The sequence below is a fragment of the Methylobacterium sp. Leaf94 genome, from assembly GCF_001426045.1.
In the GTDB taxonomy this organism is placed as follows: Bacteria; Pseudomonadota; Alphaproteobacteria; order Rhizobiales; family Beijerinckiaceae; genus Methylobacterium.
The window spans coordinates 1-11581 of sequence record NZ_LMRM01000063.1; the positions used below are offsets into that span (position 1 = coordinate 1).

At 72.1% G+C, this 11581-nt stretch carries 10 protein-coding genes; 5 read left to right on the top strand and 5 right to left on the bottom strand.

The window, feature by feature from the left end:
• Window positions 1-731 precede the first annotated feature (731 nt).
• The 3 genes from ASG63_RS21915 (at window position 732) to ASG63_RS21925 (ending at window position 4690) form a co-directional block, all read left to right on the top strand.
• Entirely contained in the window at window positions 732-2489 is a 1758-nt protein-coding gene (locus ASG63_RS21915; RefSeq protein ID WP_407067277.1) for a type I secretion system permease/ATPase, read from the top strand.
• The gene (locus ASG63_RS21920; RefSeq protein WP_056221817.1) at window positions 2489-3838 is read left to right on the top strand and encodes an HlyD family type I secretion periplasmic adaptor subunit; all 1350 of its coding nucleotides are present in this window, start codon (window positions 2489-2491) and stop codon (window positions 3836-3838) included. Before ASG63_RS21915 ends, ASG63_RS21920 begins: the two co-directional genes overlap by 1 nt.
• Before the next feature lie 630 nt (window positions 3839-4468).
• On the top strand, window positions 4469-4690 hold the full coding sequence (locus tag ASG63_RS21925; RefSeq protein ID WP_056221819.1) for a DUF6894 family protein: 222 nt from the start codon (window positions 4469-4471) through the stop codon (window positions 4688-4690).
• Between the two features lie 175 nt (window positions 4691-4865).
• On the opposite strand, the gene ASG63_RS21930 is transcribed toward ASG63_RS21925, so the two are convergent.
• From ASG63_RS21930 to ASG63_RS21950, 5 genes are all read right to left on the bottom strand, one after another.
• Window positions 4866-5738 carry an alpha/beta hydrolase gene (locus ASG63_RS21930; RefSeq protein ID WP_056221822.1) on the bottom strand — a complete coding sequence of 291 codons (873 nt, stop codon included), beginning with the start codon at window positions 5736-5738 and terminating at the stop codon, window positions 4866-4868.
• A complete protein-coding gene (locus ASG63_RS21935) occupies window positions 5728-6645 on the bottom strand; it encodes a polysaccharide deacetylase family protein (RefSeq protein WP_056221824.1) in 918 nt (305 codons plus the stop codon). The genes ASG63_RS21930 and ASG63_RS21935 overlap by 11 nt, the downstream gene beginning before the upstream one ends.
• Window positions 6646-6750: 105 nt before the next feature.
• Entirely contained in the window at window positions 6751-7530 is a 780-nt protein-coding gene (locus ASG63_RS21940) for an ABC transporter ATP-binding protein (RefSeq protein ID WP_056221828.1), read from the bottom strand.
• Window positions 7523-8374, bottom strand: coding sequence for an ABC transporter permease (locus tag ASG63_RS21945; protein WP_056221830.1), 852 nt, complete (start codon window positions 8372-8374; stop codon window positions 7523-7525). Before ASG63_RS21945 ends, ASG63_RS21940 begins: the two co-directional genes overlap by 8 nt.
• Window positions 8371-9330, bottom strand: a complete 960-nt coding sequence (locus ASG63_RS21950) for an ABC transporter substrate-binding protein (protein WP_056221833.1) — start codon at window positions 9328-9330, stop codon at window positions 8371-8373. The genes ASG63_RS21945 and ASG63_RS21950 overlap by 4 nt, the downstream gene beginning before the upstream one ends.
• A gap of 126 nt (window positions 9331-9456) precedes the next feature.
• Here ASG63_RS21950 and ASG63_RS21955 point away from each other — a divergent pair, with 126 nt between their 5' ends.
• Together ASG63_RS21955 and ASG63_RS21960 are read left to right on the top strand one after the other, a co-directional pair.
• The gene (locus tag ASG63_RS21955; RefSeq protein WP_056221836.1) at window positions 9457-10365 is read left to right on the top strand and encodes a LysR family transcriptional regulator; all 909 of its coding nucleotides are present in this window, start codon (window positions 9457-9459) and stop codon (window positions 10363-10365) included.
• Between the two features lie 14 nt (window positions 10366-10379).
• Window positions 10380-11561, top strand: a complete 1182-nt coding sequence (locus ASG63_RS21960; RefSeq protein WP_056221839.1) for a hypothetical protein — start codon at window positions 10380-10382, stop codon at window positions 11559-11561.
• Window positions 11562-11581 lie beyond the last annotated feature (20 nt).

The following is an 11581-nucleotide window of genomic DNA, read 5'->3' on the forward strand; positions in this document are numbered from 1 at the left end:
CTCTCGAAACGTGTCAGCAATCGTCTCACAATCCTCTTCACAGAGGATCCGCAAGAGCAAAATCGCCGCCCACGCTTCTCTTTCTCAGATTCACTTGTCAAAGAACATTGTACCGAACACGAACCGTTCGGTCCCAATGCCACTACAGACAAAAACAGTTGGTCATCCAGCTCTTCGCCGGATCCCCATCCGAAAGTCTCTGCAGAAGCGTCGGTGCGCCGCCAAACCCGTTGGCCGGCGCCGATGAGCCGGGGTATACGGGCGCCGGCCGGGGCCGTCAACACCCAACATCACATTTTTACGACGCCCATGCGCAAGGCGCCCCAGCGACCGCCGGGTCGGGCGCGCAGGGCCCCCATGCGTCGCCCCCCACCTCTATCCGGCTGTACTCTCGCACGGTGCCGATCGGCGGGGGAGGGGCGGTCTCGGCCCGTCCACGGCGGATTGTGCCGCCGCGGCCCCGATCGGTCCGAATCTCGGCGGAGGGCGCATTCACCGCATCTTCACATGATTGCCACATGCCTATGGAATGCGCCGCGGCCGCGTCGCGGGGCGTCTTTGCTCCGACCTCGCAGCGCGCTCCGCTTCGGTATCAGATGTAATCCCGACTGATTACGGGCGCGCACGAGGGAGCATCAGCGCGCGGAGACACTTGCAACGACTAAGTGGCTCGCTCAAAATACAGTTGTGGAGAGGGGCGGGCCGCACCGGTCTCGCCGGGAAGGAAGCAGATCGTGACGCAGGCCCGGGATTCCGCCGAGCTGGCCTCGGCACTGGCGCAGTGCCGGACGGCCTTTATCGGCGTGGCCGCCATGAGCGGGCTCGTGAACGTGCTCTATCTCACCGGCTCGTTCTTCATGCTCGAGGTCTACGACCGGGTGATCCCGAGCCGGTCGGTGCCAACCCTGATCGGCCTCTGCATCCTGGCCTTCGTGCTCTACATCTTCCAGGGACTTCTCGAAGCCCTGCGCTCGCGCATCCTGGCCCGCATCGGTGCCGCCCTGGACGAATCCCTGAGCGGGCGAGTCTTCGACATCGTGGTGCGCGCGCCCCTGAAGGGGGCCGCCCCCGGCGACGGCCTCCTGCCCCTGCGCGACCTCGACCAGCTGCGCGCCTTCCTCGGCGGCTCGGGCCCCTCTGCCTTCTTCGATCTCCCCTGGATGCCGATCTATCTGCTGATCTGCTTCCTGTTCCATCCCCTGATCGGCGTCGCCGCCCTCGTGGGCGCGGCCGTCCTCGCCACCCTCGGCCTTCTCACCGACCGGGCGACCCGGCATCCGGCCCAGACCGCCACCGCCCACGGCCTGCGTCGGAACGGCCTGGCCGAGGCCGGCCGCCGCAACGCCGAGGTCTTGGCCGCCATGGGCATGCAGGGGCGCTTCGGCACCCGCTGGGCCCTGGCCAACCGCGACTACATGCAGTCCCAGCAGCGCGCCTCCGACATCGCCGGCGGCTACGGCGCCGGCTCCAAGGTGTTCCGCACCGCCCTGCAGTCCGGGGTGCTGGCGCTGGGCGCCTACCTCGTGATCAACGGTCTGGCCTCCGCCGGCATCATCATCGCCTCCTCGATCCTGGTGGCCCGGGCCCTGGCCCCGGCGGAGCTCGCCATCGCCAACTGGAAGAGCTTCGTCCAGGCCCGCCAGTCCTGGGCCCGCCTCTCCGAGCTCTTCGCCCGCATGCCCGCCGGCGCGCAGCCGCACGCGCTCCCGGCGCCATCCCGCGCGCTTCAGGTCGAGAGCGTCAGCGTCGCCCCGCCCGGAACCCCCCGCCTCGTGGTCCAGGACGTCAGCTTCGCCCTTCAGGCCGGCCAGGGCCTCGGCGTCATCGGCCCCTCGGCCTCGGGCAAGTCGAGCCTGGTGCGCGCCCTCGTCGGGGTCTGGCCGGCCGTGCGCGGGAAGGTGCGCCTCGACGGCGCCGCCCTCGACCAATGGTCGGCCGACGATCTCGGCCCCCATATCGGCTTCCTGCCCCAGGAGGTGGAGCTGTTCGCCGGCACGGTGGCGGAGAACATCGCCCGCTTCGATCCGCAGGCCCCCTCCGACGCCGTGATCGCGGCCGCCCGCGCGGCCGGCGTGCACGAGCTGATCCTGCGCCTGTCGGAGGGCTACGACACCCGCATCGGCGAGGGCGGTGCCGGCCTCTCCGCCGGCCAGCGCCAGCGCGTCGGCCTGGCCCGGGCCCTCTACGGCGATCCCTTCCTGGTCATCCTCGACGAGCCCAACGCCAATCTCGACGCGGAGGGCGAGAACGCCCTGACCCAGGCGATCATCGGGGTGCGCCGCCGCGGCGGCATCTGCATCGTCATCGCCCACCGGCCGTCCGCCCTCGGCGCGGTCGACCTCATCCTGATGATGGCGGAGGGCCGGGCCCAGGCCTTCGGGCCGAAGGACGAGGTCCTCAAGCGCGTGCTGCGTCCGGCCTCGGTCCCCGTGGAGGCCCGCCCCGTGGACACGCAGGCCGGCCCCGGCGCCCTGCAGGAGAGTGCATGATGTCCGTCGCCCTCAGCCCCGTCGACCTGCATCCCGCCCTCACGGCCCCGCGTCCCACCGCGCAGGGCTCGATCCGCCGCCACCTCGCCCTCGGCCTCGCCCTGGGCGCGGTGCTGGTGGTGGGCGTGGGCGGCTGGGCCACCTTCACCCAGATCTCCGGCGCCGTGATCGCGCCGGGCCAGCTCGTGGTCGAAACCGACGTGAAGAAGGTGCAGCACCCCACCGGCGGCGTCGTCGGCGAGCTGCGGGTCCACGACGGCATGCGCGTCAAGGCCGGCGACATCCTGATCCGTCTCGACGAGACCCAGACCCGGGCCAACCTCGACATCATCCTGAAGGCCCTCGACGAGCTCTCCGCCCGGCGCGCCCGCGACGAGGCCGAGCGCGACGGCGCCGCCACCATCGCCTTCCCGCCCGAGTTGCTGGCCCGCAAGGACAGCGATCCCTCGGTGGCCCACCTGATCGAGGGCGAGACCCGGCTGTTCAGGTCCCGCGTGGCCGGCCGCGAGGGCCAGAAGGCGCAGCTGCGCGAGCGCGTCCAGCAGCTGCGCGAGGAGATCAAGGGCCTGACCGAGCAGGTCGCGGCCAAGGCCCGCGAGGTCGGCTTCATCACCGGCGAGTTGCAGGGCGTGCGGGAGCTCTACGCCAAGAACCTGGTGCCCCTGGCCCGGGTCAACGCCCTCGAGCGCGACGCCGCGCGCCTCGACGGCGAGCGCGGGCAGCTCCTCGCCTCGACGGCCTCGGCACGCGGCAAGATCGCCGAGACCGAGCTGCAGATCCTTCAGATCGACGGCGACATGCGCACCGAGACCGGCAAGGACCTCGCCGAGATCCGGGGCAAGTGGTCGGAATACGTCGAGAAGCGCGTGGCCGCCGAGGACCAGCTCAAGCGTGTCGACATGCGCGCCCCGCAATCGGGCACGGTGCACCAGATGACGGTGCACACGATCGGCGGCCTGGTGACGCCCTCCGAGCCCGCCATGCTGATCGTGCCGGAGGCGGACCAGCTCGCGGTGGAGGTGAAGATCCAGCCGCAGGACATCGACAATGTCCGCCTCGACCAGGCGGCAGTGCTGCGCTTCTCGGCCTTCAATCAGCGCACCACGCCGGAGATCGACGGGGTGGTGTCGCGGGTCTCGGCCGACGTCACCTCCGATCCGAAGACCGGGATGAGCTACTACACGGCCCGCATCCGCGTGCCGGAGGACCAGAAGGAGCGCCTCGGCACCGCCCGCCTCGTCCCGGGCATGCCGGTCGAGACCTTCATGCAGCTCGGTAACCGCTCGGTGCTCAGCTACCTCACCAAGCCGCTCACCGACCAGATCGCCAAGGCCTGGCGAGAAAAGTAACGCTTAGTGCGAGAAGTAAGGCCTGGCGAGAAAAAGAAAACGTGGCGCGAGGCCTTCGTCTCGCCGGAAGCCGGATGGCCCCGGCCTGCGCGAAGGCCGCTGCGCCTGAACGGGGGATGGCCCGTGCGCTGGCGGGAGGGATCAGCAGGCCGGCTGGATCGCGGACATCAGGCTTCGAAGGACGGCCCGGAGATGGGCGCGGAGCGCCAGGACCCGCTCGTCCGGCAGGGTCTCGGTTCCTGCCCTCTCGCTTCCGGGACCTGCAAGATATCCGTCGAACCCGCTCATCGGCAGCGCCCCTCAATGCCACGACGCATTTTTGCAGTGCACAAAAGACAAAAAGTATTATTCCAGACCGATTGTCAATACCTGCTTCTAGCGCAATTGCGCATCCCATTCGCCAATTGCATCTTCGATGAATGAAGCGCTTAATTCTACCTGAAGTTAATCGGGATTGAGCAACGATATCCGATACTGAGCACGCCACGGCCTCCCTTTGACTGTCCCGTCGCCCGTACCCTGAGACCTGGATCCCTTCCGGCCTGGAACGGACGTGCGGCGGTTCGGGCGGCAGGTCAGCGGGGGCGACAGGCCCATGCTCGTCCCTGCGTCCCGAGGGCCATTTCCCCGATGCGCTTCCATTTCGATCTCACCGATGGCCGGACGACGATGCCCGACGCGAGGGGCGCCGAAGCGGCCGACCTCGCCGAGGCCATCGCCCAGGCCGCGCTGGTCATCGAGGAACTTCGCAGGGGCGGCGAACTGGTCCATGTCGAGGGCGCCTGGGATCTCGTGATCCGGGATGCGGACGGGCGGGACCTGCACCGCATCCCCGTCGTCCCGAGGGCGTAAGTGCGCGGGCCTGCGCGTCCGAAGCCGAAGCTATGCCGCATCGACGGGGCCGTGCATTAACTTTCCATGAGCGGTTCACGATCAGCGGTTCACGATGCGTGGCCTGCCCTGAGCCGAGGCGGGTCGGAGGAGGGGCCGACCGGGCGAAGGCAGGGCGATTCGCGTCCGGGACGACTCAGGAATAGCCCAACGCGGCGGCGATGCGGGCCAGGCGCCCGTCCGGATGCGCCAGGGCCTCGAGGATCGAGAAATGATCTGCGCCGTCGAGCGCGACGCAGCGGGTCTCGGGCTCCACCGCCGCGCGCGCCGCGGCGTAGGCCTTCGACTGGCGCCGAAGTTCGGGCAGTTCGTCGGCCCCGTAAGCGACCACCAGGGGGACGAAGCGGCGGGGGGCCAGGCGGATCGGCGACAGCGCCTCCACCTCCCCGGGCGTGAGCCGGAGCGCGTCGTCGAGGGACGTCCGGCGGATGGGCGCGAGATCGTAGATCCCGCTGATCGCGAGGCCGGCATCGGCGTCCGGCCCGTCCAGCGCCAGGGCGGCGAGGTGCCCGCCCGCCGACCAGCCGGAAACCACGAGGCGCCGACGCCCCAGGCCCACGGCGGCATCGTGCGCCCGCAGGGCGCGCAGGGCCGCCCGGATCTCGTCCGCGATCCGGGTCAGCGACGCCTCCGGCGCCAGGGTGTAGCCGATCAGGGCCACGTCGAGGCCGAGGGCGAGCGGCCCCTCGGCCAGACAGGCGAAGCCCTCCTTGGCGTTCCGCTGCCAGTAGCCGCCATGGATGAAGGCCAGCAGCGGGGCGCCGGCCCGTCCGCAGGCGAACAGGTCGATCCGATTCCGGGGGCCGGCAGCGTGGGGCGGCCCCGGATCGTAGGGGAGATCGAGGGTGTGGCCCGGGCGGGCCCGGAGGGCGGCGCTGCGCGCGCTCCAGTCGGCGAGGCGGGCGGCGCTGTCGGCGACCGCCCCCGCATTGTCGTAGGCCCGGCTCAGGGCCGCGCGGTCGAGGTCCCGCCAGTCCGTCGGCGGCGTCCCGTCGGTCTCAAGCCTCATCGCCGGTTCCCCGATACCAGTCCACGAGTTCGCCCCCTTGGGCGAACCAGACGTCGTCGCGGGCGAGGAGCGCGTCGAGGAGCCGTTCCAGCAGCCCGATGCGGTGGGGGACGCCGGTGATGTAGGGGTGGAGGGCGAATCCCATCACCTTGGCGCCGCCCAGCGGCCCGTCGCCGGCCGCCTCCGCGGCGAGGCGCTCGACCTGGGCCAGCGCCCGGGCCACGAACTCGTCGGCACGGTGATGCTGGATCGCCAGCAGGGGGATGTCGTTCAGCTCCACCGAGTAGGGCAGGGCGATGAGCGGGCGCGTCGCGGTGGCGATGCGGCTGGGCCGGTCGTCCACCACCCAGTCGCCCACATAGTCGAGACCGGCGGCGGCGAGGTGGTCCGGGGTGTCGAGGGTCTCGGTCAGGCCGGGCCCGAGCCAGCCGCGCGGGTTCGTCCCCGTCACGGCGCGGATCGCCGCCAGGGTCCGGGCGATCATTGCGGGCTCGTCCGCGATGCGGTGGGTCGGGACCTGGTGGAAGCCGTGGCCCATGAACTCCCAGCCCGCGGCGTGGGCTTCGTGCGCCACGCGGGGATAGGCCTCGCAGACCGAGCCGTTGACCGACAGGGTCGGGCGGACCCCGCGCGCCTGGAACGCCGCGAGGAAGCGCCAGAACCCGACGCGCATCCCGTATTCGTGCCAGCCCCAGTTGGCGAGGTCGGGCAGGAGGGGCGCGCCGGTCGGCGCCACCAGGATCTGGCGCGGCATCGGGTTGTCGATGAGCCAGTGCTCGACATTCACCACCGGCCAGATCGCCACGTGCTTGCCCTTCGGCAGGACGAGGCGCGGCCGGTCGAAGGCGGCCCGGTAGGCGAGGCGGCGCTCGGGGCGGCGGGGGTCCGACAAATCCGGTTCGGTCATGCGGGCTCGGCGCGGCACCAGGGGTTGGACATGTGGAGGGCGGCGGGCGCTGCCCGTTCCCCTTCCCCTCGAGGGGGAGAGGGACCCGTTCCGGACGTCAGCGCCTCACGCGGCGACGCGGCCGTGATGGCTGTGGAGCTGGGCCGAGAGCATCCGGCGGATGTCGTTGAAGGCCGGGCTCGAGACGTCGCGGCGGCGGGGCAGGGCGATGTCGTGCACGGCGTCGATCCGGCCGGGGCTCGGCGACATCACCACGACGCGGTCGGCGAGGAAGATCGCCTCCTCGATGGCGTGGGTGACGAACAGCACGGTCAGGCCCGTGCGGCTCCAGAGCTCGAGGAGCTCGTCCTGCAGGCGCTCGCGGGTCATGGCGTCGAGCGCCCCGAAGGGCTCGTCCATCAGCACCACCTCCGCCTCGTTGGCCAGCACCCGGGCGATGGCGACGCGCTGCTTCATGCCCCCCGAGAGCTGGTGGGGATGCGCGTCCGCAAAGGGGCCGAGGCCCACGAGGTCGATGTAGCGGGCCACCGTGTCGCGGATCTCAGGCGCAGGGCGCCCGCGGGATTTCGGACCGAATCCGATGTTGTCGCGGACCGAGAGCCAGGGGAACAGGCCGTAATCCTGGAAGACCATGCCGCGCGACGGGTCGGGGCCGGCGATGGGCTTGCCCCACATGCACGCTTCGCCGGAGGAGGGCGCCTCGAAGCCGGCGGCGATGCGCAGCAGGGTGGACTTGCCGCAGCCCGAGGCGCCCAGCAGGCAGACGAACTCGCCCCGCGTCACCGTGAGGTTGGCCCCCTTCAGGGCGGTCACCGTCCTGCCCTGGACCGCGAAGGTCTTGCCGACGTCGCGGATCTCGAGAATCGGAAGCGTCGGATCACCCATGAGACGGACTCCAGGCCAGGAGGCGGCGGCCGATCAGCATGACGATCCGGTCCGACAGGAAGCCCGCGACGCCGATGACGATCATGCCGCAGATGACGATCTCGGTGCGGGAAAGCTGGCGCGCCTCCATGATGATGGCGCCGAGCCCCGTCTGCACGCCGGTCATCTCGCCGACCACGATCACCACCCAGGCGAAGCCGAGACCGAGGCGCAGGCCCGTGAAGATCGACGGCAGGGCGGCGGGCAGCACCACCCGGGCGAACTGGGCCGAGCCCCGGCAGCCGAGCATCGCCGCCGCCTCGAACAGGCGCGGCTCCACCGAGCGCACCCCGAAGATGGTGTTGACCAGGATGGGGTAGAACGCCCCGAGGAAGACGAGGAAATAGGCCGAGCGCGGCCCGAGGCCGAACAGGATCATGGCGAGCGGCAGCCAGGCGGTGACCGGCACCGGCCGCAGGATCTGGAAGGTCGGGTCGAGGAGCTGGCGCATCAGCGGCACCCGCCCGATGAGGAGGCCGAGGGGGAGCGCGAACAGCACCGCGAGAGCGAAGCCCCCGTAGACCCGCGACAGCGAGGCGCCGAGATGGGTGAGCAGGGTGGCGCTGAAGGCGTCGTCGTTGATGCCCCCCACGGCGAGGTCGACCAGCGCCGTCCAGACCTCCGCGGGCGGCGGGATCAGGCTGTAGGGCCGCCCCGTCGTCAGGAGATGCCAGATGACGGCGAGCCCGGCGGGGATCGCCAGGGCCAGGGCCGCCTCGCGCAGGCGCCCCCAGGGCCATGCGACGCGCGGGCGGGGCGGGGCCGCCGGCACGGACGCCGCGACGGCGGCCGGCGCGGCGCTCACGCGTCCCTCATGGCATCGACGAAGCGGGTGTCGATGAAGGTCGAAAAATCGGGCAGGCGCTTGATCTGCTTCAGGGCGAGCATGCGGTCGGCATAGACCTTGGCCTGGGCGACCTCGGTCTCACCGAGCTTCCATTTCAGCTCGACGTTCGGGGCGGAGAGTTCCAGCGCCTCCCGCTTCTGCCCGAGCTTGGCCACCGCCATGGCGATCATCGCCTCGCGGTTGCCCTGCGCGAACTCCGTGGCCTTGCGGTGGATCTCCAGCATCGTGCGGACGATCTCGGGCCGCTGCGCCGTGGTGTCGGCGTGCGCGCCGAACACCATGTTGAGGGCGCCCATCTCGGTCCCGTAGGGATACTCGACGAGGCTGCCGACGCCGCTGGCGAGGCTCACGCCCGGGGCCGGCTCGGCGCCCACATAGGCGTCGATGTCGCCGCGCGCCAGGGCGATGTGCATCTCCGAGAACGAGATCCGCACCGGGGTAATGTCCTTCACGCTCATCCCTTCCTGGCGCAGGCGCTCCAGGGCGAAGACCTCCTGGGTCGAGCCGGGCCACAGGGCGACGCGCTTGCCCATGAGGTCCTTGAGGGCGGCGATGCCCGCATCCTTCCTGGCGATGATCGCCATGCCGCGGTTGCAGGTCGAGGCGATGATGACGAGGGGCTCGCCGGCGGCCGCTCCCAGGGTGCCGGCGGCGATGCCGAAGGTCCCGAAATCCACCGACTTCGTCACCACCGCGTTCTTGCACTCGGTGGGGCTCTCGAACGGCACGACCTCGACCTTGTATCCGGCCGGGGTGAACGACTCGTAGAAATGCGGCGCGATCGAGTGGATCAGCTTCAGGGAGCCCATCCGGATCACCGTGGGGGCCTGCGCCCGGGCCGGACGGGGAAGGCCGAGGGGCGTGGCCAGGAGGCCGGCGCCGAGGCCGGCCAGGAGGGTGCGACGGCGGATCATGGCGGGGCTCCGGACGGCAAGTCTCGACCACCGAGGCTAGGGTCATCGCCTGTTGCACGCGAGTGCTGTTTCTTGACTGCCCCGTTGCCGATCGGGCAACAGGGGCGGGACCAGCGGACCCGCACGATGAAGCACCTACGCATCCTCACCTACGTGGCCGAGGTGGCCCGCCACGGCGCGATCCGCCGGGCGGCGGAGCGGCTCAACATCACGCCCTCCGCCCTGACCCGGCAGATCCAGGACCTCGAATACGAGCTCGGCACGCCGATCTTCGAGCGGGTGGCCCAGGGCATGCGCCTCAACGCGGCCGGCGAACTGCTGGTGCGCCACATCCGCGACCAGCGCGCCGACCTGGAGCGGGTGCGCTCGCAGATCGCCGACCTGTCCGGGGTCCGGCGCGGGCACGTGGCGCTGGCCTGCAGCCAGGCCTTCGTCAACCACGTGGTGCCGGACGAGGTCGAGGCCTACCGGGCGCAGTTCCCGCAGGTGACCTTCACCGTGCAGGTCCGCGATCACGTCCAGGCGGTGGCGGCGCTGGCCCAGTTCGAGGCCGACCTCGCCCTGGTGCTGCAGCCGCCGCCGTCGGCCGACATGCAGGTACTGTTCTCCTGCCGCCAGACGCTGTGCGCGCTGATGCGGGCCGAGCACCCGCTGGCCGCGGAGACCGGCCCGGTGCGCCTGCGCGACTGCCTCGCCCACCCGATGGCCCTGCCGGACCGCTCGCTCGCCATCCGCCACCATTTCGACGACGCGCTGGGCCGCCGGGGCACACCGCTGAGGCCCGCCATCGAGTCGAGCTCGCTGGAATTCCTGCGCAACCTCGTCCTGCGCGAGGACGCGGTCAGCCTGCAGGTCCCGAGCGGCATCCCCGACGATCCCCGCCTGCGCTCCCGCCCCATCGACGCCCGGGACCTCGCCCCGATGGCGCTGATCCTGGCGCAGCTGCGGGGCCGCACCCTGCCGGTGGCGACGGCCAAGTTCGCCGACCGCTTCGCGAGCAGCCTGCACCGGCGCTACGGCGTCGCGGCATCCTGACGGCGGAGGCGGAGATGCGCGTCCCCCGCCGCGTCCCCATCTCCACCCGGACCATTGGCACGGGATCGGACATGACGCGGATGCGCCTGCGCGGCGGTGCGGCCTGGTTCTCCGCGGCCGCGGGCTGGATCGGCCTCCTGGCGGCCGGCGTGACCCTGGCGGTCGCGGCGGCACCGGTGCTCGTACCCGCCGCGCGCGCGGGCCGCCTCCTCGCGGCGGCCGACGATCCCGGCGCCCTGGCGGAGATCCGCCTGGAGCGCGCGGCCACGCCGGAGCGCCTGGAGGCCGGGCTCGATGCCGCGGTCGCGGCGGAGGACGAGGACCTCGCCCTGAGCTTCCTGGCGCTGGCCGAGACCCGCGGCCTGCCCGTCGATCCGGCCCGCCGGGGCCGCGTGGAGGCCCTGGCGCAGGGCCGGATGAGCCGCGCCGCCCGGGACTTCGCGGCCGGGGCGGTCTCGGGCACCGCGGAGGGGACGGCGGGTCTCGCCGGCACCCTCGCGGCCGACGTGACCGGCCTCGGCGACCTGCGCGACCTCCTGCGCGAGGGCGGGCGCTACGCCCGCGCCGAGCCCTACGACCCGCTCCTCCTCGGCATGGCGCTGGTGGGCCTGCCGCTCACCGTCGCCACCTGGACGGCCGGGGCGGGCGCGGGCGGGCGGGCCGGCATGACCGTGCTGAAGGCGGCCCGGCGCGGCGGCCGGCTCTCGCCCGCACTCGCCGCGAGCCTGGGCCGCACGGTCCGCGCCGGCCTCGATCGCGAGGCCGTGGCCGGCGCGGTCGCCGCCTCCGCCCGCCTGGACGTCGCCGGCGCGCGGGCCGCCGCCGGCCTCGCCATCCGGCCCGGCACGGTGGCGCGCCTGACGAACCTGGCCGGCGATGCCCTCGTGCTCGGCCGCCGCACCGGCCAGCGCGGGGTGATGCAGGTGCTCGGCCTCGCCCGGGACCCCGGCGACGTCACCCGCGCGGTCCGCCTCAGCGAGCGCCTCGGCCCCCGCACCCGCGCCACCCTGGCGCTCCTCGGCCGCGGCGCCCTGGCCCTCGGTGCCGGCCTCGCGGCCCTGGCCAGCGCCCTGCTGACGGGGCTGGCCTGGTGCCTGGGTCTGACGCTGTTCTGCCGACGCCTCGGACTGCTCCTCGGACGCGCGATCTGGCGCCGGCCCAGGCCCCCGAGCCTGCGGGACGCGGGCCGGGCCTGACGGGGTCTTCGGGCCGGAGC